Source organism: Leptospira mtsangambouensis (genome assembly GCF_004770475.1).
GTDB classification, from domain to species: Bacteria; Spirochaetota; Leptospiria; order Leptospirales; family Leptospiraceae; genus Leptospira_A; species Leptospira_A mtsangambouensis.
The window spans coordinates 244,872-269,334 of record NZ_RQHK01000003.1; the positions used below are offsets into that span (position 1 = coordinate 244,872).

Below are 24,463 nucleotides of genomic sequence, written 5' to 3' on the forward strand. Positions count from 1 at the left end.
CTATTCCTTAGACAAAAATATGCTATACAATGCTAGAATTACCATAGGATAAGCAATACAAAGATTTAGGCACCAAGCTTTCATGGAAGAAACAGACATCGGGAAACGCAAACGGGAAAATGTACTTAAGATTGGTTACTCAACCTTGGATGAAATCGAGGAAAAAGTAAAGGCCTTTCGAGTCATGAACCAAAATGCCGTGAAAAAACGGTATCTCATCACGCGAGATCCCATCCTTGACCCTCAAGGAAAGGTTCTCCTCGCCAAAGCACAAGAGATCGATGTGTCCGCTGCCAAACTCCTTAGGCGCCATTTTAAGGGTGTGGATATGTTTAAGGTCTTCCAACCGGATGAGGGCCTTGTCATCATCTCCGATATGTCCACAATGGAAGGGGTTTCCTTTTCTATGGACATTGTAACCCAGATTATGAACTTAGGTGGTGGTGCTTACGAAGGGTTTATTGACCGTGTGGATAGTTTCGAGGACTTCATTGGACTACTCAAAAAAAACCTATTCCCTCGAATGATCATTGTGGGATACCTTCCCAAAGAAAAAATCCAAAACGAAATCATCAATTTTGTAAAAGTAAAACGATTGGACAATTACCTTCGAACCTTGGAACTCACGCATTCTGTTTTTAAACCCACTGCTTATTTCCCAAAAATCAAACAGGTGAATATCTCCCAAGAAGACCCCAAATCCTGGGGCCGTTTTGTGGTAGAGATTGTGAGAGAATACACAAGACCATATTTTGTAGAAGAAGTTTAGTTAAGACAAAATCATCGCACGGTTGAGCATAGCACCGGCGATGTTTCCAGAGTGGACGGCATTTGCCACCGAACGAAACATTGACGACATATCGCCGACTGCATACACGCCGGGAACATTCGTTTCATAAAAGTTTGTCACTTCTAGATGACCACTTGGTAATAGTTTGCATCCAATTTCTTCAGGTAACTTAGAATGTTGTATCATTGGCAATCTAGTGTAGAGTGCTTCGATTTGATTTTCCTTTCCTGATTTTAATTTGATGGCAGAAATTTGGCCCTCTTGATGGGCCAGGGACTCTACCAATTCCGTAACAATCTTAATCCCTTCATTTTCTAATTTAGTTTGTTCTTCTTTGGAAAACTGAATGGGACCATTGGTATATACAGTCAATTCTTTGGTCCAGTGCTTTAGAAATTTAGAATGTTCGAATACTCCCGGTTCGTTCATCCAAAGTCCAGTTTGGTTCCCAACAAATTCATAACCATGGCAATACGGGCAATGGATGACAGATTTCCCCCAAGACTCGGCAAAACCAGGAATTTTCGGTAAAACATCTTTCAGACCAGTGGCAAAAATAATTTTATCTGTTTGGATGGGAGAAAATCCATTCCCTTGCACTAAAAATCCCGATCCTTGTTTTTGAACTGTTGTTACTTCACCTAACTGAAGTTTAAAGTTTGGATATTCTTTTAAATTCAATAGGGCCTTAGAACGAATTTCACTGGGAGATTCTCTATCATGTGTGATGAAGTTATGGGAAGCAGGAGTGTTTTTGTTACATGGCTTTTCAGAATCGATGACAATGATTTTTCTAAGGGAACGAACCAGGGAAAGGGCGGCAGAAAGTCCCGAAAAACTTCCTCCGATAATGGCTACTTCGACATTTTGAATGGATTCCATAGATGCAATTATGTTGCATCTATGGAATTAAGCAAGGATTAAACTTCGTAAAAAGTTAAATTCTCGTAAAGTTCTTTGGGGAGATTCCCGCTGGCATCCATATACTTTTTGTATTTGTTTTCGAATTCTTTGTGTTGGCGTGTCCGAATGTTTTTGAACCGGTTGTGAAGTTCTGAATACGCAGGTTGTGAACTGACCTTTTCTCTGATATTTTTGTGAAAAGGGATATGACGATAGAAGATGGAACGCACCACTCGGTTGACCCGCTGTACTCCTTCAGCTTCATACCGAATCCACATGGAGTAGTCATAAGCAAATTTATCTCTGTCCGTTCGGAAACGTTTGAATTCAGAGGAAATTTTTTCTTTGAGTTCTGGAGAAAGATCTTTGCTCTTTTTATAGAACTGCACATAATCCGTGTAATCTGCCGTGATAGAAGGAATTCCCACGTTATTCCAATCCGGACCAAGTATATTTTTACATAGTTCCCAACGGAATGCAGCAATGGCTTCCAACATAAACGTTTTTAGGTCTCCGGTGACAAAGTGAGGAATACAAATTCTTCCTCTTGATTCTTTTGAACCGGCTCCACGAAAGACTGATAGATCCTGCCACATCATAATCTTTGGTCCAATGGAAGGAACTAAGATAAAGTCAGGAATGATTGACCTTTGGACAAATTCGTTTTTGATTCCAATTTCTTCGTTTCGGTAAATGACTTCTCGGTTGAAGGCAGTATAATCAACTCCTAAAATATATTGTAGGGCCTTTTCTACATCTTCTTTGGATACAAAACATTTTTCTAAAGGAATTGTGATATGGTATTTTGTTAAGATTGGAAAGTGGCTAGCAATATTACCAGACGTCAAACGAACGTTTGGCTCATACATGGAGGAGATTTCTGAACCAAGTCTTGCTTCACCCGTATCGTAATCAGGTGGAATGTCTTTTTCAGATTTGATTCCCGAATCTTTTAGATCCATTTTGAGTTTTTCAAAAAACGTTTGTCCTAACTCATCCACAGAAGTTGGGACTTCCCTTGAATAGATTTTTTCTAACCAATCGGTTCCGTAATGGATGGGAGCACTTGGGTTTCCCCCTCCTTGGTATAACCTACCCACGAGTTCAACAATATGGCCTTCATCCAAAAGGCTTTCATCAAAGTATCCATATCGTAACATGAGTTCAACGGCCTTTGGTGCTTGTTTGCCAGCCTGTAACCATTTGGTAAAAGATTTTTTATATACTTCCCAATAGGTTTTTGCAATGGTCCTTCTGATTTTACGATTGTCTGGTTCTGGATCCAAGGGGTTTTTGAAGGATTTGAGTTTTACCATAAGTGTAGAAAACTCTTTTACGGCTTCTGGATCTGCTTGTGAATAATTTAGGATTTGGCTTGCTGAGTTTAAAAGTTCTACTTTGAGAGCTTTGGTATCGATTCCTGCATGAATGGTTCCGCTTCCTTGCGCACTTTCTTCTTTGTTTTTTCCTGCAGCAAGTTCATGGCCATATTTGTTTGTGAGTTCGGTCTGTTTGGTTTCTAGTTTGTCTAGATTGTTCCCAAGGGAAGCATAAGGAGAACCAAAAATTTGTTTGTATTCATCTAAAAGTGTTTTGGATTTTTTAAGTGCCCATTCTGTAATCGGCAATAACACTGTAGATGGGATTGTAGAATATCCAGTGTTAAACAAATCCAATGTTAAGTTGAATTTTTCAACAAGGGCGTTCTCTCCCACAAACATAGTGTTCATCATCTCAGAGAGTTCATTTGTTTCTTTGATTAGAATTTCGAACAACTCTCGATAGGTTTTAACATAACTTTCTGCGGCACTTTGAAGTAGGCTTGGATCGGACTCAAATAAGGCTTGTGAAATTTTTGGGTTCACCGAAAGAATTTTTCGAATAAAATGAAATTCGGCATCATTCCATTCTATGGATTCACTATAATTACGTTCAAAAAATTCGCCATGGTCTTCTTCTAAAAAATGAACCGTAGGTTTGTCTGGTAAAATTCCTCCATGTTCTTGGAACCCAGCCAAGTTGTTTCGAATGAGTCTCATCACTGGATCAATGATGTTTTCATCTCGTGTGATGAGTGCCCCTGGGCTGACATCTGAAAAGATAGAAGGATTTAAAATATAATACACTGCTCCTAAGTTATCCATGGTCTGTTCGAACTTAGCCGCAAGACCTTTGATCGATAACACTCGTTTGTAGAGTTCTCCAATTTCTTTGAGTAGAGTGCGAACAGCCATCACTCCCACAGAAACTTTGGAAGTAAGAGTTTTTTTTGCATTGGCTTGGTTCATCACATAAGTGGAAATCACACAAGAGGTTTTGGCTCGGATGGTATATGGGTATGGTGTCCCTTCAAGGAGTGCAAAGATACCGGGAGTGAGATTGGCACCGTCCAAACTGTAGAGAACAATGCTTGTATCTCCCAAAGTGGTTTCAATACGAACCGATCCTTCATGGAGGATGTTCATGGAAGTTGAGGCTTTGCCTCCAATGAAAAGGACTTCACCTGGATTGACTGGGATCTTTTGGTTATTTTTACTGGTATCTAGAGGCATTTGGTTGTTCGTTTTGCGAAACTTTGGTTTCCGTCAAAACCTACTAAAGAAGCACCAAATTGCAAAATACTTTTTAGAAAAATACATCATGTTGAAGCCCCAAATTAAATTAAGTGCAAAAAAAGAAATTTATGTCCCCGGAGATAAGTCCATCTCACATCGGTCGGTACTCTTTAGTGCACTCTCCCAAGGAAAATCGGAAATTCATGGTTTTTTAGAAGGAGAAGATCCCCTTCATACCTTAAATTGTTTTGCCAGTTTAGGGCTTTCGGTGGAGCCCTTACGGAAAGGTAGTTATTCCGTACAAAGCCCAGGAAAACAGAACTTAAAATCTCCCAAGGGTGTTCTAGATTTTGGGAATGCGGGAACGGGGATCCGCCTTTCTGCAGGACTTCTTGCCGGACTTCCACAAATCACTGCCACTCTAACAGGGGATGCCTCTCTTTGCAAACGCCCCATGGCAAGGATTATGAATCCACTTCGTGAAATGGGAGCAGACATTGTATCGGTCGAAGGGAATGATCGGGCTCCTCTTCGCGTAACGGGAAAACAACTCAAATCTTATTCTTATACTAGTCCCATTGCTTCGGCACAAATTAAAAGTGCTTTGGTGCTTGCGGCTCTTGCTTCTGAGATTTCTATTGATTACAAAGAGTCGGAAGTTTCCCGCGATCATACAGAAAATATGATTCGATTCCTCGGAGGAAACATCAAACACCATTCCCCAGTTCATTTTACTGTTGAGCCACCTTATCATTTTGAAGGGGCAAAGTTTGTGATCCCTGGAGATATTTCCAGTGCTGCCTTTTATATTGTTTTTGGACTTTGTGCGGGTGGGACAGAACCTCTTCTCATTCGTAACATTGGACTCAATCCTTCACGTGTGGGGATCATCACAGTTCTTAGAAATATGGGTGGAAAAATAGAAGTTACCGCCAAACGACAAGAATGTGGTGAAGAAATCGGAGATTTACTTGTTTATCCTTCCAAATTAAAAAGATCAGTGATTACAGAAGATTTGATTCCGTCCATCATCGATGAAATTCCGATCCTTACCATTGCTGGGTTGTTTTCCGAAGGGGGATTCCAAATTTCGCATGCGGAAGAACTGAGAGCAAAAGAATCTGATCGAATCCAATCGATGGTATCCAATTTAGAAAGACTTGGTGTAACAGTTATGGAGTCCAAAGATGGATATGAATTTGGAGAAGTAAAAGAAATCAAAACTTCTGCGATCGAAACATTTATGGACCATCGGATTGCTATGAGTTTTGCGATTCTCTCTAAACTTTCGGGCGTAGAACTAACATTTGATGATACCAGTTGGGTTGATACCAGTTTCCCTGGATTTTTTGAAATTCTAAAATCATTCTGAAGCAAATGGAAAAATATTTCTGTTTCTTCCGGAATCAGTCATTAGTAATGATTGATCAATTCTACTTCTCGTCTAATTGTAACAATCAAGTGGTGCTTCGGCTTTTTAGCGTGGTATATGTATGGCTTCTCCCTTCCAATATTTCAGTGAATACTTAAATTTTTTCCTCCTGTTTTCCTCTCTTCTCGGTTTCCTATATGCAATCGGAGAATTTTTTAGTTATCATAAAAATAGAAAACAAATTCTTTTAGGAATCATCTTCCTTGGAACTAGTTATTTACTTTTTAACTTTTACCTAATATCTTCTGGAAAAATCAAGGGGCTTTATCCTTTATTCTTAACCGATTTACCCATTGTTGCCTGCCTTGGGGTCCTATTGGATGAATACTTTCTTATGATTTTAGAAGGAAAATTCCGATCGTTTCGAAGGCTTTCTTACCGGATTGTTCCCTTAACTTCATTATTTGTTTTGATTGTTCTTTGGAATATTTGGAACAAAACCAATTACCTCGAAATCCAAGCTCTCGGATTGAATCCATTTTTATCTAGACCTTTGTTTTTAGTTTTGCCCACCATTCTAATCTATATTTGGTGTTTGCTTCGAATCTTTAGAAGGATATCCAAACAAATTCGATGGAGTACGTTCCGAAAAAATTATACATTACGAATTGGAATCCTCATTGTTGGATTTTGTTTGGCCTTATCTTTTCATGGACTCATCACTTTGGCAAGAGGTGGACAAACCGCTCACCAATTGTCAGGGATTGCCATTGGATTTTTTTTGTGTTTTTTGTATGTATTGAGACAAACTTACCCGGATTTCTTTTTGGAAGTTCGCAAAATTGTGGAAGATGAAAAAAAGGCCAAGATCTCACAGATTTCCAAACTAGACCACAATGAAGTGCGAAACAAACTCGTGAATTTATTCGAAAAAGAAAAGATTTACCGAGAAGAAAAACTAAGCCTACGTGAATTAGCAGAAAGAGTGGACTTAAGTTCGCACCAACTCTCCGAATTTTTAAATACGGAAATCAAACAAAGCTTTTACCAATATACAAATTTTTACCGAGTGAGTGAAGCAAAGGAAAAAATCGAAAAAGAACCAGACCGGTCCCTTCTTGCCATTGCCTATGATGTAGGATTTGGGTCCAAATCTACCTTCAATGAAGCCTTCAAAAAAGAAACGGGAACCACTCCAAGAGAATATAGAGAAAAAATTCTGAAAAAACATCCAGTTCGATCCAGTCGGTCGTAGTTTTCAATCCAATTCGATCGATCCAGACGATCTGGATTCTTTTTCGTAGTAGGATGGATTCAAGTTTGAGAGGGGAGTTCAAAAAAATCCCACTAAGAACAAATTTGATCGAAAGGATAATCCCATGAAAAAGAAAATCAGTTTAGTACTCGCTATCGCGTTTGCCACTCAAGCAGCATTTGCAGCACCCGCTAACCAAATGAGCGTAAAGGAAGCAGCGAAAATATTAGTAACCAATGGAATGACAAACAAAGAAGCACATGAGTATCTAAAAGCTCATATCACTCCGCAAGAGTTTGTAAGAATCAGTAGAGAAATTAAAAATGCTGAATTCGCAGGAACTCTTGACCAAGATTTAGAAGGAATTGTTTCTTCTATTCAATTGAAAAAATCAACAGGTAACTACTTACACGGAACAAACTTCAGAGTTTTTGAAAACGTTTTAGCTTCTGTGACTGTAGTCGCTGTTGTTGGTTTGGTCATTCATAGTGGTGGATTTGGTAACGTGGTTTCTGGCGGAATGTATGATTCCGTAGGACTTGGGTTCTAATCCATATTTCTGACTATAAAACAAATTTAATGATCTTGTTTCTATCCACTCTTAGTGGCAAAAAGAAACAAGATCCCTTTTTTCCTACAACAGAACCATAGAGTATAAAAAATGAAGAGTTTAGAGTTTCATAAAAATCATTGGCAACAAAAATGTTACATCTTACTTTCTCTTTTTACATTCCTCTTCGGTGTGAACCTATCAGCAGAAGTAAAAAAAGAAAACCAAGTATTGGATTGGGATGGGAACCGTAAACAGTTTGTCCATAAGAATATAACATTTGAAGACCTAGGTCTCAAATCCAAAACAAATTATATATTAGAAAATTTTTCCATTTATTCTAAGTTAGAACAAGAACCTATTCCACTTGAACAAGTAGAAGGGAATTTGAAATTACTGACGTTAGGATTCCAACTTCGGAAAATTGAATCTAGATTTAAAACAATCGTAACAAATGCAGGAATAAAAGATAAAAATACAGAATTTAATCCCAAGGTTCGAATCCGAGTGGATGCCCCATTTGCTTATTCACCTACGGATTATTATGATTCCAAAGTTTCATTAAAAAACACTGCTTTGACCATCCCACCAGCTGAATCCAACGGAACTTGGAACAGTGAATTGTGGTTTGCTCCTAAATGGGATTTACCTGTTTTTGGAACATTTGCATTTGAACGAATCATTGATACAGCTTCTTGTCCTGATGCCATCTATCACGAATACACTCATTTGATCACAGGAAAGTATCTTGGGAACAATGCCATAGGTCGTTCCCTTGCAGAAGGGATATCTGATTATTATGCAGCATCTCTTTTGGATCATCCTGAATTGTATACGCACAAAACTTGTGAGGCAGTCAAACGCCAACTGATTGTTTCTGCTTTTCGATTGGATAAAGAAATTGGAATTTATGACGCAAACATAGAATCCGATTTTAAAAAAGATTTCGCCTTTATTCCTTCTTTGTTATGGCAGTATCGGGCTTTGGTGGGAAGTGAGTTAGCAGATGTAACCATTTTTCAGGCAATTGCAAAAACCAACGCAGGAGATCGCTTTTTTCCGGAGTTTATCAATACACTTTCTGACTCTCTCTTTACCGAAGTAAAAAAGAGAAATGGAGAAGAACAAGCAAAATCATTGGCCATGCAATTAGAATCAAAAGTTTGGATTCCACATGGAGTGTATTCGAAATTAAGCAAAAACCAGTCTGTATTTTCTGTATTTCCAAAATCATCGGTTCGGCTTTCCAATTCAGATGAAAAGTCAAATGAGTTTTGCGGCCAAAAGAATGAATTAGAATTCTATTGGAAGGAAGTGAATTTAGAAGAACCTACACTAAGATTTTACTGGAATTGTAATTCAGTTAAACTCCCACTCATCATCCAGATGGACCAAACAAACCCAATGAATTATTTGTTTTCATCTAACTTGCATTTTTTGAACGGGAAGTTGAAATTTGCCAGCCAAAATGCAGACAAAGTAAACCCTAAGCTTTCAACAGAAAATCAAGTTTTATACCTTCAGATGGTCAATTACGTTAAGGATAACTATTTTTATCGTAAAACGATGGAGAAAGAAGTGAGATTGTATTTGGATGGCGGTAATGATGCCAGCCATATTGATACCATCCGTATGGAATTTGCTTATTTAGGTAATTCTAAAAAAAGATTTCGATACACTTTCCCCGCTGTTAAGGATGGGGTTTATGGATCGGGAATTTGATTTTATATTCTGCGCCAGAGGCACCTTGAAAGGTAATCGTACCATTCAGTTGTTTGGTTAACATAGACACTAAGGTCAATCCAAAACCCAGTTTATCTGGGTTTGATATTTCCGGATCAAATCCTTTTCCGTTGTCACTGATGAGTAAAAAGAAATTTTCTTCTTCTGCCCAGACTTTGATTTTAATTTCCAACTCTTTGGATGAATCTCTTGCATACTTTAAACTATTGGTGAGCAGTTCGTTTGTGATGATGCCAATGGCTTGGAGTTGTTCTGCGGACAATTGGAGACTATCAATTTCCGTAATCAGTTTTACTGGGTAAGGAAATAAAGAAATAATTTCCCCTGATAAAGGGATTAGATATTCATCTAAAAGTAATTCGTGAAATGCTTTCCCCAAATACAATTTGTCGTAGAGAAGGGACATGGTTTTGATGCGACTGGTTGCATCCTTTAATGAGTTTCGGATTTCTTCGTTTTCCTGTGACCCTGCTTGTAAATCCAAAAGATTATAAAGGATGGTCATATTGTTTTTGATCCGATGATGGACCTCTCTTAAAATCATTTCCTTTTCCGAAAGTAGGGACTTAACTTTTTCTTCAGCGATTTTTCTTTCTGTGACATCATGAACGATGGAAAAAAGAAGATGGCGGTTGCTTGTTTCAATTGGAGTGGAGTAAACTTCTACTTGTTTGATGGCCCCACTGGCAAGTTTATGCGAGAAAGCAAAGTAACTTCTCGATTCTGCAAGTGCACGCAGCCTTTCTGCTTTTACTTCTTCAGGAGGTAAAATATTGATTTCTTCAATTTTCATCTTTGTTAAAACTTCATGAGGATAACCATAGAATTGAACTGCTGTTTGGTTGGCACTAATGATATCCCCTGAGTTTGGCTCAATGATGAGCATTACAGATGAATTTTTTTCAAAAAAATCCCGAAACCTTCTTTCGCTTTCTGTTAGTTTTTCGGAAACAATGGATTTTTCGATCGCGATGCTCACAAGATCTGCTGTTTCCGTAATGATAAAGATATCAAATTCTGTAGGGCTTGCAATTTCATGATGGTAAATGGCAAAGGTACCAATGATTTCGTTTGTATGGGAGCGGATGGGTTCAGACCAACAAGAGGACAGACCCACACTCAAAGCTATGTCTTTATAATTTTTCCATAAAGGACTTGTTCCTATATCTTCAACCACAACTCGTTTGCCAGTGTATGCCGCTGTGCCACAAGAACCTGCCTCAGGTCCAATGGTAACGCCTTCAATGGAATCATTATAAATTTTGGGAAGAGAAGGGGCAGCCCCAATTTTAATTTTAGAATTTTCGATGAGAACAACAGTACATAACATTGTGGGATTTAAAGTTTCAATTCCCAATACAATTTCGGTTAGTACATCGGTGAGCGGAGCATTTCCTACAATGAGTTCTAAAATCCCACTTCGATAACATTCAAAGTCGGCAATTCGTTCTGGATCAAGATTGCGATTTCTAAGCTTCACGAACATCCCACCCGAGTGTCGTTACACTAAGGAGGAAAAAAACTTATGTCAAGGGAAAATCGTTTACCCTCGGTTAGCCTTTCCTTCCATTCAGAATTCCTCTGGACGAAATCAATTCCTGTTCTAATTTTAGAATATAAAACCATGAGTCTATCGAACATAGAAAAAGTCATTGCCATAGACGGGCCTGCTGGCTCCGGAAAAAGTACACTTGCACGAATGATCGCCCATAAAATCGGGTATCTTTACTTGGATTCGGGGGCCTATTATCGTGCGTTAACTCTTGCTATATGGGAAAAGTTTTTAGAAACAAAAGAGGATGAGTCTAAATTTCCTTTTTATACGGAAAAACTTGCTGATGCCACTCTTTTAGAAAAAGACGAAGCAGAGTTCGGTATTTCTGTGGCTAAAATTCCCGTACATTGTGAACTTTCTTCCACGGGAGAAAATTTAATGTTCCTGGGCGAAAGGGACATAAGTTTGGAAATCCGCGATCCAGAGATCACTAAAAAAATTCGGTACATTGCCCCTAGGCGTGCATTTCGCGAAATTATAAACCACCATATCCGAGAATTTGCAAAAACCCACCAATTGGTGATGGATGGCCGGGACATTGGGACAGAAGTTTTTCCCAAATCCAAATTTAAATTTTTTCTGACCGCCTCTGTGGAAGTGAGGGCCAAACGCCGATACGATGAATTAGTAACAAAAGGCTTCAAAGCCGACCTAGACCACATCAAAGAAGAGATTGTGGCAAGGGATGAAAGTGACACCACTCGTACTGTGGCTCCCCTGAAGCAGGCTTCCGACGCAATCCTGATTGACACGAGCACCCTCGACACGGAAACTGTCCTAAATACTATCCTGTCCAAGGTTTCATCCTCTGGGCAAATCTAGGTTTTGTATCCCGGTAACCATTGAATTCAACCAACCCATCCTCCCCCAAAAATGAGACCACTTCCTTCGGCGAATTATTAGAGAAGTGGGAATCGCAGTCACAAGCACAAGAACAAGAAAACTCCGCAGGAAAAGGTACCCTCATCGAAGGGACTGTAGTCGATGTCATTGGTGACACTGTTTTCCTTGATATTGGAGAAAAATTGGAAGCTCGTGTCTCACGTGAAGACTTTTCTGAAACGCCAAAACGCGGTGAAAAAGTCAGTGCGATCATCAAAAAGCGGGTCGACGGATATTGTGTCCTTTCCAAAAAAGAAGCGGACCAACGAGTTGGTTGGGAAACCATCAAAGATGCAAGCCAAAACGGATATCCTCTCTCTGGTAAAATTGTTGGAGAAGTAAAAAACAAGGGATACCTTGTGGAAAGCGAAGGCATCCAACTTTTCCTTCCTGCATCTCATGTAGGGGTTCGTTTCAAAGAATCCACCGAAGGTGGAAAAGAGTTTTCATTCAAAATCATTGAACTCAACGAAAAAACAAGAACCGGTGTGGTTTCTCGTAAAACTCTCCTCGACGAAATCAACGGAGAGAAGTGGGAAGAACTCCTCGGCAAAGTAAAAGTTGGGGACAAAGTGAACGGTAAGGTTGTGAAAATTGCCAATTTTGGTGTTTTCCTTTCTGTTTACGAAGTGGTTGGACTTCTCCGCCAAAACGATATTTCTTATAAAAAATTTGCTCCTTTCAAACAATACTTCAACATCGGTGCCGAAGTAGAAGTGGTTGTTTTGGAAGTAGATAAAGAGAACAATAAACTTTCTCTTGGAATCAAACAACTTTACGAAGATCCTTGGATTTGGGCAAAGAAAGAACTCGAAAAAGGAATGGTGGTTCGCGGAATCGTTACCTCCCTTACCAATTTCGGTGCTTTCGTAGAACTCAAAGAAGGACTCGAAGGTCTGATTCATACCACTGAACTTTCTTGGGCAAAAAAACCACCTCATCCAAAAGATGTTTTGAAAAAAGGCCAAGAAGTTGACTCTGAAATTTTAGACATTGATTTCGAAGCCAGACGATTGTCTCTCGGACTCAAACAACTCCTTCCTAACCCTTGGGAAGCTCTTTCTGCTAACGTTCGTGCCGGAAATGTACTCGAAGGTAAAATCACAGGAATCACTAAATACGGTGCTTTCGTAGAAGTGGAAAGTGGAATCGAAGGACTCATTCATATCTCTGACATCACTTGGGATGAAAAAGAAAAGAATCCATTAAACCTCCTTAAAAAAGGCCAAGCGGTTCAATACAAAATCCTAGATGTGAACTTAGATGCACAACGAATCAGCTGTGGATTAAAACAACTTTCTGAACATCCATACGAAGCTCTTCGCAAAAAATACCCACCGGGTACCCTTGTAGAAGGTCGAGTGAAGTCGATTGTTAGTTTTGGTGTTTTCGTAGAAGTGGAACCAGGTTACGAAGGCCTAGTTCATATCTCCGAAATCCCAGATGGCCGTAACATTAAGTTAGAAGATCTTTACAAAGTGGGCGATTCTGTTCGCACAGTTGTCGTTAAAATTGAACCTAACAACAAAAAGATTTCTCTCTCTATCAAAGATTTTGATAAAGCAGTAGAACGTGAAGAGATGGCAAAATACATGAAGGAAGACAACCAACCTTCACGTGAATCCATCGGTTCTTTTATGAATTTAAACCAAAACCGATAGGTCCATGGATAAGTTTCATAAAAAAAACCAAATCGAACAAAAGAAACAAGCAGAACTCATCCAAAAGGATGAGTTCGCTGATTTTGAAGGTTCTAAAGCTGAACTCGCATTTTTAAAGTTCACACATTTTTTAGCGCGCAATCGTAAGTCTGTATTTATCAGCCTTTCTTCCGCCATTGTTGTGTTAGCTTGTGTCATTGGATTTTTTGAATACCGTGCATATCTTTTTGAGAAAGAAACGGTAACCTTAGAAGATTTGAAACTCACCCACCAAAAATCAAAAGTGGGTCTCGATGTTCAGATCCAAAGTTTAGAAGCTTTTTTACAAAACCAAAGTACCGGAAAGATGGAACTTCGAGTTTGGAAAGATCTTTCTAAACTTTATGCTGAAAAAGGTGAATTCGGAAAAGCTGCCGGATACTTAGAAGACGCTGCTAAAAAAATTGATACGCCCAAAGAAATCAAAGCACTTTATTTTTACGTTGCTGGGAACTATAGAGAACGTGAAAAAAATAATGCCAAGTCTTTAGAAAACTATAAGATTGCTGCTACGGTGATCGAACCTGCAAGAGAACTCAATGGATTTAAAGCATGGTCTTATTACCAAGCAGGTCGATTGTCTTACCTTAACGGAGATAAGGCGGGTGCCAAAGAGTATCTAGAAAAAGCAGTCAAACTAGACGTGGCAGAATCTGGGGAAGATGTAAAACTTCTCTCTAGTTATTTACTCCTCAAACTCGGGAAAAACTAACCTATGTTAACTTTGGCTCTTCCGAAAGGTAGGCTTGCCGAAGAAACTGCGGTTCTTTTGTTATCCAAAGGATGGTTAAAAACATTGCCATCCGAGGGTTCCAAAGAACTCACCTTTGTCTCGGAAGACAAACGCCTCCGCCTTTTATTTGTCAGATCCCAAGATGTTTGCACCTATGTGGAAGAAGCTGCGGCTGATGCCGGAATCGTCGGTTGGGACATCCTCCGAGAAGGGGGATTTGACCTCATTGCTCCTGTGGATTTAAAATTAGGGGCATGTAGGCTCTCTCTTGCCTCTTTTCCTGACTTTGATCTCTTTGCCAAACGCTCCAAAGTGCGAGTGGCGACCAAATACCCCAACCTAACTAGGGAATATTTTTTTTCCAAAGGGATTTCCTGCGAAATCATCAAACTTTATGGTTCGATTGAACTGGCACCAATTGTAGGTCTATCTGACTGTATCGTGGATTTAGTTTCCACTGGTGGCACACTAAAAGCCAATGGTCTCAAGGAATTTGAGTCGATTTTATACAGTACAGCCCGTTTGGTCTGCAATCGCTCCTCTTTTTATCACAAACACACCGAATTACGGTCTCTTATCGAGAGCCTAGAAAATTAAAATATTGTTTTCACATTGGTTTTCCAAAACATAGTAAAAACCAGTTATAATTCCATAGAGGATAGCCATGGCAGTCCCAAAGAGACGTAAATCAAAATCGAAAGTTAGAACGAAAAGAGCCCATCACGCGATTGGCAAACCTAACTTAAACCCGTGTTCCAATTGTGGATCATTTGTTCTATCCCACCGTGTTTGCCCTTATTGCGGTTTTTATAAGGGAAAACTCGTAGTCGCTCAAAAAGTTAAAAAAACGACCGAAGATAACTAACCATTATGTGGGTCGCCGTGGACGCGATGAGCGGAGATTACGGCCCTGAAGGTATCGTCGAGGGCGCGGTACTGGCAGTTCGAGAATTCGGGCTGTCTGTGTATCTCGTTGGCGACGAACAAGAGTTACTTGATATCCTGTTAAAATTTGATTATGACACAGAGAAAATCCGTGTCATTCATTCTTCCGAAATCATCGGTATGAATGATTCTCCTTCGATAGCAGTCCGCGCTATGGAGGATTCTTCCGTAGTCAAAGCAGTTCGTTTGGTGGCAGATAAAGAATGTATCGGTGTGTTTTCTCCGGGAAACACTGGTGCAACTATGGCCGCCGCCTTATTACATCTCGGCCGCCTACCTGGCGTTTTACGACCACCCATCGCTGCGCATATTCCGAGAGAAGAAGGACCACCTGTACTCTTGTTAGATGCCGGTGCCAATGTGGATTGTAAACCCGAATACTTAGCACAATTTGCGGTGATGGGTGAAATTTATTCCCGTGAACTTTTTGGAATCCAAAATCCTAAGGTTGGTATTCTTTCCAATGGGGAAGAAGACAAAAAAGGAAATACGGTTTCTGTCAAAACCTTCGATCTTTTAAAAAAAATACCATTTAACTTTGTAGGAAACGTGGAAGGTCGTGATCTTTATGGTGGTGGCCGTGAAGTGGACGTTGTTGTTTGTGATGGTTTTATAGGAAACATTGTTCTCAAAGCAACAGAAGGCCTTGCAAAATCTATTTTTAATGTTTTAAAAAATTCCATCAGACAATCCAGTCTTGCACAAACTGGTGCCTTACTTTTAAAATCAACATTTAACGCTGTGAAAAAACGTTTAGACTATGCGGAATACGGTGGTGCTCTTCTACTCGGTGTAGAAGGGATTTGTATGATTGGTCATGGTTCATCCAATGCATTGGCAGTTAAAAATGCAGTCAGAGTCATTTCAGAGTGCGCCAAACACGGAATCAACGATAGAATTCGGACAAGACTTAGTGAATACAAAACGATCCTTAGTGATTCGGTTTAAATAGAAGGATTCATTTTAATAGATTTTAGATTTAAAAATGTTTTTAGGAATTAGAAAAAAAGAGGAAAAACCAAATGATTAGTTTATCAGGAAAAACAGCCATCGTAACAGGTGGAGCAAGAGGAATTGGAAAAGCAACTTGTTTGAAACTTGCTTCTCTTGGAGCCAATATCGTTGTAGCGGATATGAACCCAGAAGCAACGAATGCAACCGCTGAAGAATTAAAAGCCAAAGGTTATAAAGCAATCGCAGTTGTAGCAAACGTTTCTGTTGAAGAAGATGCTCAAAAACTAATTGATTCTGCAAAAAAAGAATTTGGATCTGTTGATATCCTAGTGAACAACGCTGGGATCACTCGTGACACTCTCCTTATGAGAATGAAAAAAGAGCAGTGGGATTCGGTCATCGCAGTAAACCTTACTGGAACTTATCTTTGTACACAAGCAGCCATCAAAGTTATGATGAAACAAGAAAATGGTGGGTCCATCATCAACCTTTCATCTATCTCTGGTGAAAACGGAAATATTGGACAAACAAACTACTCTGCATCTAAAGCAGGAGTGATTGGTTTCACAAAAGCTGTGGCTCTTGAGATGGCATCTAGAAAGGTTCGTTGTAACGCAATCGCTCCAGGTTTTATTGCAACAGAAATGACAGAAGCAATCCCTGAAAACATCAGACACGGTATGGTGCAAGCAATTCCACTCAAACGTGCTGGTCTTCCTGAAGACATCGCAAACGGAATCGCATTCCTTGCATCAGATGCATCTTCTTTTATCACAGGTCATATCCTTGATATCAATGGTGGTGGATTTTTACCAGGTGGCGGTCACTAAGATTTAGGACTTAAGACTTTCATCAGTTTTCACTCTGGTTTATTGAAGACTGATCTTAAGTTTACCATCTTACCATCCTTTGGTGATAACAGATCCCCTGATTTCGATACTTCGAGATGAGGGGATTTTTATTTTCTTTTACCGAGTTTCGATTGGTAAGAGAAGGCTCTTGGGATTTCGATTGTGTAAACAATCCCTTCTGTTTCTTCTCCAAAAAAACCAGTTTCTTCCAATACGCTGAGTACTTCTGAAAGATTTTTTTTAGGGATCAGAATGTTGGCTGCCTCTCTTGCCGGTGTAAATGCGTTTTTTTCATTTTGGGAATGAAGCAATTTATTGAGGGAGATTGTGGAACTGGAAACTCCCACTTTTCGTAGATTGGCTAGGCTTGATTCAATAGATTCCTCTTTGCAGTTGATGACAACATTTACCCCTTCAAAATAATTTCTATGACGAGCCGATTGTCTGAATTGATTGGATTTTTTTCTCCATTCCATATTTCCATATAACTGATCTAATGCGGAAATGATTTGGTCCATACTGGCTGCTTGTTTGGGTCCTTCCAAACTGACTTTTGTATTGAGTAAACCGCGGCCAATTGGGAATTCAAAAATAAATCCTCTGCCTGGTAAATCCAATCGACCCACCTCGATGATAAAGTCCATCGCATGTTCCGCATCCGATGAGTGGACAACCAATTTTAAAATTTCTTTTTCTTTTGGGATTGTGATTCTTAAAAGCCCCAACTGATCCCTTAATCCTGTCCCTGTTCCATAACTAATGGTAGGAACGGCCACACCGTTTTGTAAAATCAAACGAGCAATGGGTTCTGCTGACCCGCGAGGTAAAATACAAAAAATTCCAGTGAGTCCTGAAAAACCAACAGTTTTGGTTTTTTCTTCTGTTGTGACAATGTAGTCGGTTGGGAGAGGACTGTGGAATTCAATCGTCTCTGAATACACACTGCCGTGGCCTGGAATGTTTAGTTCGGCCGCATCTCGGAAAAGAGAAAGTAAAAAGTTTTCAGCAGAGGCCTCACAGGAAACTTCAAAGATCGTAACAGGTGTATCAATGATAGAATGATTTTGATAAAAATCAAAAAGAAGCCAACCTCGTTTGGCAAGGACTGGATACCTTCCTGGTTCCATATGGAAATAGTGGATATTATTTCGTTTTAAGGCCGAAACAACAAGGTCGGTTAAATCTCTATGAACGATTGCAGTGATTCGTATCGCTTTTTGTTTAAAATGCATTTTATTTCTCTTTTAGTTCCGAATCACGTAACGAAAGTTTGCGGGAGTTCTCAACAAACATACCCATAATCAAAACAGATAAGATCGGAAAAGCAGAAGCTGCGGCTAAAATTCCAAATCCATCGACAGTTCCCATTTGGTTGCCGATCCCAAGTCCCATGGCGATGATCAGTGGAACAGTGATGGGGCCTGTGGTTACTCCGGCGCTATCCCATGCTATATCAATAAATTCTGATTTGCTAAATGTATTTAAAAAAAGAAGTAAAAGATAAATGGGAACAACAATCCAAACCAAAGGGATTTCTAATAAAATTTTTAACATACCGAGGAGAGTTCCAAGTCCCACTCCAACCGCCACAGATTGAATTAATAATGATTTTCGAAATGTACCAACAGTTGTTTCTTCTACCGTGTTTCCTAAGGCAGATAATGCTGGTTCGGCGAGTGTGGCACTATATCCTAAAAAGAAAGCAAATACAAGAACTACTAAGTAACCTAATAAATTGTCTTCTTTCCCAAAAATTGGTCCATGGATGGGAACATATTCATACACTTTGTTTTTTTGATTCCAGTTTTCTTCATGGTATGGGATTCCTGTGTAGGACTTTCTTTCTTTTAGATAAAAGAATTTTTCTTCCTTTCCATCTTCATTGACTGCTTTCAAAACAGATTTTGGGTTAAAGTTAGGAATAAATTTTGTAGAGTCAATGAGTTCAATGGAACGAAACGTGGAGGGAAGTTTTCCACCTACTTGGTCCCCCAGTTTATTTAATCCGAAGATGATTCCAAAGTTAAAAATGCTAAGGCCAATGATAGAAAATCCAATCCCCAAAAATACTTCTTCGGGGTAGGATATTTTTTCTTTAAGAATTAATCCCAAAAACAAAAGTAAAAAAATCGATAAAGGTAAAATGGCCCGAATTGCTAATTCGAAAGCATCAAAAATATTTTCTTTTGCCTTTTTGAAAAATTCAGGTGGGCTAATTTTTTTTGGCAATGATACTTCTTTTGTGAAAGGGACTTTGTATGAATCACCAAGCAGCAGTTTGGCTTCTTCCAATTTGATTCCTTGTTTAAAAAAAACTTCTTCCGACATTGGTTTGGGTAGTTTTCCAGAAAAATACATTCCAACTAAAAACACAGAGAGGATGGGAAAAAGAGAAGCAAGGGTCACGACTCCATAAGCACTACTTTGGTCATTTTTTTCTGCTACTTTGGAAATCCCAATCCCCAGTGCCACAACCAGGGGGACAGTGACCGGTCCCGTTGTCACAGCTCCCGAATCCCAAGCAAGGCCAGATATAAATTTTAAATTTTCATCAAAGTATGCATATATACTTACACCTAACAGAATCACTATGGTTGGCACAAGGATTCGCATTAAGGAAAATCCAAATAAAAATCGTAACATCCCAAAGACAACGGAGATCCCAACACCTATGGCAATAGAAAGGTAAAGAAAAAAAGACCCTTCGTTTAACAAAAAATACAGTAGGGGAGCATCCCAAGGCGCCACCTTACTCCCGCAGGCGCGAAGGATGGCGATGGCTGGCTCTGCCAGGGTGGCACCAACTCCCATCAATATGGAAAACAGAATGATGCTAAAAATTCCTAATTTCTGCGGAAGGCGAAGTCCCAATGCCTCACCCAAGGGCATAAGGCCCAAAAACAGTCCTTCCAAAAAGAAAGCCAAACCAAGAACTACTGCAGAGATTCCTAAGGCAATGAGACCTGCTTCTTTGATGGGAATTCGCAAAATGAATAATTGAAAGAGAGCAAGATACAGAACAATCCAGATGACGGCTTTGATTTGGTCCCAAATTTTTTTTTGAAAGTAGGGGAGGATTAAGGTAATGGTCTCACGAAACCCAATGTGGATGGATTCTTCTTTTTCGTTCCTTGCCATAAATACAAACTGACTAGGAAAAACTTTCTTGGAAAGGGAATTTCTAAAAGAATGTCTCCCTACTTTCGCAGGGAGACGAAGTGTAAACTGGGAAAGAGATTAGTACTTATAAGCCTTATCTTCTTGGATGAATTTTTTTGTAGTCGTTGCCGTGAGATTTACAACAGGGCGAACCACATGGGTTGGTTCATTGTACCAAAGGAAAGTTGATACATTGGAAGTATCCGTTCTCCATTTGAAGTCAGTTGGCACTTGGTTGACGGAATTTGTTCCATGTCCCGCTACTAGTGCCGTCCATTCCACGAGAGATCCATCATAATAGACTGTTGGGTATCCAAGGATATTCAACGAGGCAAATCCATTGACTTGGGCTTCAAAGTTTGTACGGCATTGGCTGACAATTGTGGTACCTGGTGAGTAAACAGCTCTTGTTGTATCAAACAATGTTTTGATGGCTGCTTTGTCTAAGAATTCATATCCATCCGCATTGTCTTTGAGTAGGTCGGCCCATGGAAATGTTTTGGAAGATTTGATATTCCCTTCGAAAGGAACAAATGTTTGGTTCCCTGCACTGGCAGAAGGAGCACCTGATGATTGAAAGGAAGTTGTGATGTAGGCTTGGTTTCCTGGGTTTGTTAGAAGTGCATTTCGTGCTACATTTAAACCATCCGCTGTCCCATTGTATTGTGTGGCTGGCCTTGCATCGATAATCTGCTGTTTGGCGGTAAGGCCAGGAAGATTTGCAGTGCCCCCAGATTTTGCGATCTCATAAATATCTTCCAATCCAAGGGTAAGCACAGTATTATCAACTCGTAGTTGTTTCACTGAAAATCCTGCATTCCTTTCTAAGTTGATTCCTGACCGACTTGCAGAAAGCGGAATCCCTGCACCAGTTGCTTTTTTGTTCAGGTTTCCATTGAGAATTGCCAAGTTTTTGATATCGGCTCCCCAATAACGTAACCAATATACGGCTCTTGTTACATCTTGTACGGCTCCGGCGCCCACTGCTTTTGCTGGATAAGCTCCTGCGGAGATTCCATTCCCTGTACCAACGGTAAAAACAACTAAGTCTTTAGAGAGATTGATTCCAAAAGTTTTTAGCCAATCATCGACAAACTGTCCATTGGCTTGGTAACGAACGGAATTGGAGAATAAGCCCGTGTCTCTTGTTTGATTGAAACGGAATCCTCCACTCGGTAAATCGACAGTTTTATAATCATCTAATAGGTATACGTAGACACCTTGGCTTGGATTTTCTGCAATGTAGGGGGAAGCAGCACCTCCCGCTACACGGTCAGCTGCATCTGTTTGTAAGATGATGAGGTTTCCTGTGATGTGGCTTGGTTTGTTTGTTTGCCAATTGTTTACAAATCGAGCCAAAGTTTGCGGAGTGATGAGTCCCCAATTGTTTTGGTTGTAGTCCGCTGCCGATTCGTTCGCTAAATCAGTGGCCGTATTCACTTTCACTTGGTTTGCGGCAAAGAGAAGTAGGCCCGCGAGTAGTGTGTTATTGTCTTCTTTCTTTTCTGCACAAGATATCGAGAAGGAAAGTAGGAGGAAAGTGGTGAATGAATGGATCCATTTTTGAGTCATGGAATTCTCCTTTATTTATTTTCTTGGGATTGTTTTCGTAAATAGAAGGGATTGGGGGAAGTCAATTCCGCTATAACAGAAAGTAAATCTGTTAAAATGGAACAAAGCATTGGAAATCAGGTCAGGATTTTGGAATTGGCATGGTCCTTTGGGGTGTGGACTGGGTTTTCTGAACAAATCGAAGGAAATTTCTTTAGATTAATTTACGTTAGGTGATGTTAGAATGATGTCAAAGGTTTCAAGAGGAAAATAATCTATTTAGACTTGCCAAAAATTCCGACAATTTCATTTTAAAAAAACGCTAGGCGTACATATATACCTGGCGGAAAACGATTTAACACTTGCCCCACTGTTCACAGTGGCCTGGAGGATATAAAATGGCAGATTTCGAAAAAATTAAGTCAATCATCGTAGAACAACTTGGTGTTGATGAGTCAGAAGTTACACCTGAAGCTCACTTCATCAATGATCTTGGTGCTGACTCTCTTGATACAGTTGAGCTAGTAATGGCTCTTGAAGAAGAGTTTGGTGTGGAAATTTCTGACGAAGACGCAGAAAAAATCCAAACCGTAGGCGATGTAATTAAATTCATCGATAAACTTAAGGGGTAATTCCCAATCCAAAAACCGGGTTCCCCGAATAGAGGAACCCGGATCTTTGAACCCTTGTCCGACTCGATTCGTATCAAACTCCCACCTGAAAGAATTTCCTCTCTTAAAGAACTCCAAGTTTTAACAAAGACCCAATTTAAGGATATTTCTCTTCTCCACCTAGCATTTGTTCACAGGTCATTCGCAAACGAAGACTCAGATCGTTATTTATCTGACAATGAACGTTTGGAGTTCCTTGGTGACTCGGTCCTCGGAATCCTCGCTGCCGAATTTTTATATCGATCCTTACCCAAAGGTAAAGAAGGGAAACTTGCTAAACTAAAAAGCAAAATGGTTTCTGCGCCCGCCATTGCGAAATTAGCGCGTGTGTACAGGTTCCCTGAGTATTTACTCCTCGGCAAAGGCGAAAGGGACAAAGGGGAAGCCAATGCCAATTTACAAGCAGACTGTTTTGAAGCTTTCCTTGGTGCTTTGTATTTGGACCAAGGATTAGAAAGTTGTCGCAAGTTCCTCACTCCTCATTTCCAAACGATGGAAAAGGCAGTGGAAGATGCCGAAGAAACAAAAGATTATAAAACCATTTTGCAGGAATTTTGCCAAAAGAAATGGAAAAAATTACCTGAATATTCTGTTATGAAAGAAGAGGGTCCTGACCACGATAAAGAGTTCCTCGTTTCTGTTGTTTGCGATAAAAATTTCCAAACAAATGGGGAAGGAAAAAACAAACGTCGGGCAGAACAGATGGCAGCTAAAGCGGCCTTACGTTTTTTAAAAATACTATGATCGATTTTTTATTAAAATCCAAATCGATGAGAGTTCGGGTTGCCGCTCTCATCCAAGACCCCAAGGGTAAAATTTTGCTTGTACAACAGCAAAAAAAACAGTCGGGGTATTGGTTACTTCCCGGTGGTGGGATTGAATTTGGTGAGTCGGGAGAAGAAGCACTCAAACGAGAACTGAATGAAGAATTGTCTCTGGAAGTGAGTAAAATGGATTTTTTATTTCTAAATGAATCCATCGATCCAAATAAAAAACGTCATCTCATTCAAATTGTTTTTTTAACCAAGGTCAAAGATCTGTTACCCGTTCTCAATCCGAAAGAAAAAGCAATTTCTGGGTTTGGATATTTTACTACCAAAGAAATTTTGTCTATGGACATTCGTCCCGATATAAAACATTACTTCCGGGCAAAAACAACAAATAAACCTAGATATATTTCCAGCCCATGGGTGAATGAACCATGAAGTTGTCAGAACGTGAAATTATTGGACAGGGATTTCGTTACCCAATTGAGTTACACGAAGACTTCCAAGGCCTCACTGAAAAATTAAATTCACTTCCCAAGGTTTCAAAAATCTATGTGCTCACGAGCCGAGAAATAGCGGGAATTTATGAAAAATACATTACCAAAGAATTAAAGTCCTTAAACTTCCCATTTTCCTTTATTTATCTAAAACCTGGTGAAAAAAATAAACATATCGATCGGGTAAAAAAAGTCTACAACCAACTCATTGAAACGGATGCAGATAGAAGAGCTGTTGTCATCGCCTTTGGTGGTGGAGTGGTAGGTGACTTCGCGGGTTTCATTGCTGCTACCTACCAAAGAGGCGTACGTTTTGTACAGGTTCCGACAACACTACTAGCTTGTGTTGATTCCTCAGTAGGGGGAAAGGTTGCCGTAAATGTTGATTCCGGTAAAAATATGGTTGGAGCGTTTTACCAACCAGAGTTTGTTTTTGCTCCCCTCTTTACACTTTCCACTCTCCCAGATAAAGAATGGAGTTGTGGTTTGGCAGAAATCGCAAAACACGCATTTCTCGATGGTGGAGATTTTTTAGAAAAAATATCCAATTCAATACGTTCAGAATACTCTGCAGATTCACCAATTCTTCGTTATGCGATAGAGGAGTCTGTGCGAGTTAAATCCGGGATTGTTGGCCAAGATGAAAAAGAATCAGGTCTTCGTGCGGTCCTAAATTTAGGGCATACAACTGGTCATGCCATTGAATCGTTAACCCAATACAAAAAATATTCTCACGGGGAAGCGGTTTCTGTGGGCCTTGTGACTGCTCTATTGTTATCGAAAGAATTGGTTGGATTTTCAGAATCAAATTTTCAAAAGGCTATCACCCTTATGAAAAAACTGGAACTTCCCACTCGTTTGGAAGAAAAACCGGAAGAAATCTTAAAACATATGGAACATGATAAAAAAAAGGAAGGTAGTTCCTTAAAATTTGTTCTCTTAGAGGATTTTGGAAAACCAAAATTTGGTGTTCCTGTAGAAAGAAAGATGATCCTCGAAATTTTAAAACGCCAAAAAGGAAAACTATAGA

Annotated in this window: 22 protein-coding genes; 16 read left to right on the forward strand and 6 right to left on the reverse strand. The window is 39.7% G+C overall.

The annotated features are described in order from the left end of the window. Window positions 1–82: 82 nt before the first annotated feature. On the forward strand, window positions 83–769 hold the full coding sequence (locus tag EHR01_RS07750) for a hypothetical protein (protein WP_004787724.1): 687 nt from the start codon (window positions 83–85) through the stop codon (window positions 767–769). Here the strand turns inward: EHR01_RS07750 and EHR01_RS07755 are convergent, their stop codons facing one another. After that, entirely contained in the window at window positions 770–1,672 is a 903-nt protein-coding gene (locus tag EHR01_RS07755; protein WP_135694113.1) for an NAD(P)/FAD-dependent oxidoreductase, read from the reverse strand. 38 nt (window positions 1,673–1,710) lie between these two features. Next, entirely contained in the window at window positions 1,711–4,245 is a 2,535-nt protein-coding gene (locus EHR01_RS07760; RefSeq protein ID WP_135694114.1) for a cyclic nucleotide-binding domain-containing protein, read from the reverse strand. 88 nt (window positions 4,246–4,333) lie between these two features. Here EHR01_RS07760 and aroA point away from each other — a divergent pair, with 88 nt between their 5' ends. The 4 genes from aroA (at window position 4,334) to EHR01_RS07780 (ending at window position 9,147) form a co-directional block, all read left to right on the forward strand. After that, on the forward strand, window positions 4,334–5,620 hold the full coding sequence (gene aroA, locus EHR01_RS07765) for a 3-phosphoshikimate 1-carboxyvinyltransferase (protein WP_135694115.1): 1,287 nt from the start codon (window positions 4,334–4,336) through the stop codon (window positions 5,618–5,620). Between the two features lie 121 nt (window positions 5,621–5,741). Continuing rightward, a complete protein-coding gene (locus EHR01_RS07770) occupies window positions 5,742–6,875 on the forward strand; it encodes a helix-turn-helix domain-containing protein (RefSeq protein WP_135694116.1) in 1,134 nt (377 codons plus the stop codon). Between the two features lie 124 nt (window positions 6,876–6,999). After that, window positions 7,000–7,425, forward strand: coding sequence for a hypothetical protein (locus tag EHR01_RS07775; RefSeq protein ID WP_135694117.1), 426 nt, complete (start codon window positions 7,000–7,002; stop codon window positions 7,423–7,425). Window positions 7,426–7,536: 111 nt separating this feature from the next. Then, window positions 7,537–9,147, forward strand: coding sequence for a hypothetical protein (locus tag EHR01_RS07780; RefSeq protein WP_135694118.1), 1,611 nt, complete (start codon window positions 7,537–7,539; stop codon window positions 9,145–9,147). On the opposite strand, the gene EHR01_RS07785 is transcribed toward EHR01_RS07780, so the two are convergent. Continuing rightward, window positions 9,116–10,648: a histidine kinase dimerization/phosphoacceptor domain -containing protein gene (locus tag EHR01_RS07785; RefSeq protein ID WP_135694119.1), complete on the reverse strand. Its 1,533-nt coding sequence runs from the start codon at window positions 10,646–10,648 to the stop codon at window positions 9,116–9,118. The genes EHR01_RS07780 and EHR01_RS07785 overlap by 32 nt on opposite strands. Before the next feature lie 144 nt (window positions 10,649–10,792). Here EHR01_RS07785 and cmk point away from each other — a divergent pair, with 144 nt between their 5' ends. The 7 genes from cmk (at window position 10,793) to fabG (ending at window position 16,767) form a co-directional block, all read left to right on the forward strand. Next, on the forward strand, window positions 10,793–11,545 hold the full coding sequence (gene cmk / locus EHR01_RS07790) for a (d)CMP kinase (RefSeq protein ID WP_135694120.1): 753 nt from the start codon (window positions 10,793–10,795) through the stop codon (window positions 11,543–11,545). Window positions 11,546–11,565: 20 nt separating this feature from the next. Next, window positions 11,566–13,266: a 30S ribosomal protein S1 gene (locus EHR01_RS07795; RefSeq protein ID WP_135694121.1), complete on the forward strand. Its 1,701-nt coding sequence runs from the start codon at window positions 11,566–11,568 to the stop codon at window positions 13,264–13,266. 4 nt (window positions 13,267–13,270) lie between these two features. Beyond that, complete coding sequence (locus EHR01_RS07800; RefSeq protein WP_135694122.1) at window positions 13,271–14,017, forward strand: tetratricopeptide repeat protein; 747 nt, start codon at window positions 13,271–13,273, stop codon at window positions 14,015–14,017. Window positions 14,018–14,020: 3 nt separating this feature from the next. Then, complete coding sequence (hisG, locus tag EHR01_RS07805) at window positions 14,021–14,635, forward strand: ATP phosphoribosyltransferase (RefSeq protein ID WP_135694123.1); 615 nt, start codon at window positions 14,021–14,023, stop codon at window positions 14,633–14,635. A 67-nt stretch (window positions 14,636–14,702) separates the two neighbouring features. After that, on the forward strand, window positions 14,703–14,903 hold the full coding sequence (rpmF, locus tag EHR01_RS07810; protein WP_015679024.1) for a 50S ribosomal protein L32: 201 nt from the start codon (window positions 14,703–14,705) through the stop codon (window positions 14,901–14,903). Window positions 14,904–14,908: 5 nt separating this feature from the next. After that, entirely contained in the window at window positions 14,909–15,931 is a 1,023-nt protein-coding gene (plsX, locus tag EHR01_RS07815) for a phosphate acyltransferase PlsX (RefSeq protein ID WP_167482939.1), read from the forward strand. Window positions 15,932–16,005: 74 nt separating this feature from the next. After that, on the forward strand, window positions 16,006–16,767 hold the full coding sequence (gene fabG / locus EHR01_RS07820; RefSeq protein ID WP_135694125.1) for a 3-oxoacyl-ACP reductase FabG: 762 nt from the start codon (window positions 16,006–16,008) through the stop codon (window positions 16,765–16,767). 128 nt (window positions 16,768–16,895) lie between these two features. Here the strand turns inward: fabG and EHR01_RS07825 are convergent, their stop codons facing one another. From EHR01_RS07825 to EHR01_RS07835, 3 genes are all read right to left on the reverse strand, one after another. Further along, window positions 16,896–18,020 carry a P-II family nitrogen regulator gene (locus tag EHR01_RS07825; RefSeq protein ID WP_135694126.1) on the reverse strand — a complete coding sequence of 375 codons (1,125 nt, stop codon included), beginning with the start codon at window positions 18,018–18,020 and terminating at the stop codon, window positions 16,896–16,898. A gap of 1 nt (window position 18,021) precedes the next feature. Further along, window positions 18,022–19,926, reverse strand: coding sequence for a DUF1538 domain-containing protein (locus EHR01_RS07830; protein ID WP_135694127.1), 1,905 nt, complete (start codon window positions 19,924–19,926; stop codon window positions 18,022–18,024). A 99-nt stretch (window positions 19,927–20,025) separates the two neighbouring features. Further along, window positions 20,026–21,519, reverse strand: a complete 1,494-nt coding sequence (locus tag EHR01_RS07835; RefSeq protein WP_135694128.1) for a sulfurtransferase — start codon at window positions 21,517–21,519, stop codon at window positions 20,026–20,028. A 377-nt stretch (window positions 21,520–21,896) separates the two neighbouring features. On the opposite strand from EHR01_RS07835, the gene acpP reads away from it, so the two are divergent. Genes acpP through aroB form a run of 4 tightly spaced genes read left to right on the forward strand, consistent with a single transcriptional unit; the run spans window position 21,897 to window position 24,462 of the window. Beyond that, window positions 21,897–22,130, forward strand: coding sequence for an acyl carrier protein (acpP, locus tag EHR01_RS07840; protein ID WP_002974954.1), 234 nt, complete (start codon window positions 21,897–21,899; stop codon window positions 22,128–22,130). Between the two features lie 54 nt (window positions 22,131–22,184). Then, entirely contained in the window at window positions 22,185–22,913 is a 729-nt protein-coding gene (rnc, locus tag EHR01_RS07845; RefSeq protein WP_135694129.1) for a ribonuclease III, read from the forward strand. After that, window positions 22,910–23,374: an NUDIX domain-containing protein gene (locus tag EHR01_RS07850; protein WP_135694130.1), complete on the forward strand. Its 465-nt coding sequence runs from the start codon at window positions 22,910–22,912 to the stop codon at window positions 23,372–23,374. The genes rnc and EHR01_RS07850 overlap by 4 nt, the downstream gene beginning before the upstream one ends. After that, entirely contained in the window at window positions 23,371–24,462 is a 1,092-nt protein-coding gene (gene aroB / locus EHR01_RS07855; protein ID WP_135694131.1) for a 3-dehydroquinate synthase, read from the forward strand. The genes EHR01_RS07850 and aroB overlap by 4 nt, the downstream gene beginning before the upstream one ends. Window position 24,463: the final 1 nt, after the last annotated feature.

Excerpts from the sequence above, each read along its gene's own strand:
- EHR01_RS07750 (WP_004787724.1), top strand. The coding sequence starts at position 83 with ATGGAAGAAACAGACATCGGGAAACGCAAACGGGAAAATGTACTTAAG.
- EHR01_RS07755 (WP_135694113.1), bottom strand. The coding sequence starts at position 1,672 with ATGGAATCCATTCAAAATGTCGAAGTAGCCATTATCGGAGGAAGTTTT.
- EHR01_RS07760 (WP_135694114.1), bottom strand. The coding sequence starts at position 4,245 with ATGCCTCTAGATACCAGTAAAAATAACCAAAAGATCCCAGTCAATCCA.
- aroA (WP_135694115.1), top strand. The coding sequence starts at position 4,334 with ATGTTGAAGCCCCAAATTAAATTAAGTGCAAAAAAAGAAATTTATGTC.
- EHR01_RS07770 (WP_135694116.1), top strand. The coding sequence starts at position 5,742 with ATGGCTTCTCCCTTCCAATATTTCAGTGAATACTTAAATTTTTTCCTC.
- EHR01_RS07775 (WP_135694117.1), top strand. The coding sequence starts at position 7,000 with ATGAAAAAGAAAATCAGTTTAGTACTCGCTATCGCGTTTGCCACTCAA.
- EHR01_RS07780 (WP_135694118.1), top strand. The coding sequence starts at position 7,537 with ATGAAGAGTTTAGAGTTTCATAAAAATCATTGGCAACAAAAATGTTAC.
- cmk (WP_135694120.1), top strand. The coding sequence starts at position 10,793 with ATGAGTCTATCGAACATAGAAAAAGTCATTGCCATAGACGGGCCTGCT.
- EHR01_RS07800 (WP_135694122.1), top strand. The coding sequence starts at position 13,271 with ATGGATAAGTTTCATAAAAAAAACCAAATCGAACAAAAGAAACAAGCA.
- hisG (WP_135694123.1), top strand. The coding sequence starts at position 14,021 with ATGTTAACTTTGGCTCTTCCGAAAGGTAGGCTTGCCGAAGAAACTGCG.
- rpmF (WP_015679024.1), top strand. The coding sequence starts at position 14,703 with ATGGCAGTCCCAAAGAGACGTAAATCAAAATCGAAAGTTAGAACGAAA.
- plsX (WP_167482939.1), top strand. The coding sequence starts at position 14,909 with ATGTGGGTCGCCGTGGACGCGATGAGCGGAGATTACGGCCCTGAAGGT.
- fabG (WP_135694125.1), top strand. The coding sequence starts at position 16,006 with ATGATTAGTTTATCAGGAAAAACAGCCATCGTAACAGGTGGAGCAAGA.
- EHR01_RS07825 (WP_135694126.1), bottom strand. The coding sequence starts at position 18,020 with ATGCATTTTAAACAAAAAGCGATACGAATCACTGCAATCGTTCATAGA.
- EHR01_RS07830 (WP_135694127.1), bottom strand. The coding sequence starts at position 19,926 with ATGGCAAGGAACGAAAAAGAAGAATCCATCCACATTGGGTTTCGTGAG.
- EHR01_RS07835 (WP_135694128.1), bottom strand. The coding sequence starts at position 21,519 with ATGACTCAAAAATGGATCCATTCATTCACCACTTTCCTCCTACTTTCC.
- acpP (WP_002974954.1), top strand. The coding sequence starts at position 21,897 with ATGGCAGATTTCGAAAAAATTAAGTCAATCATCGTAGAACAACTTGGT.
- EHR01_RS07850 (WP_135694130.1), top strand. The coding sequence starts at position 22,910 with ATGATCGATTTTTTATTAAAATCCAAATCGATGAGAGTTCGGGTTGCC.
- aroB (WP_135694131.1), top strand. The coding sequence starts at position 23,371 with ATGAAGTTGTCAGAACGTGAAATTATTGGACAGGGATTTCGTTACCCA.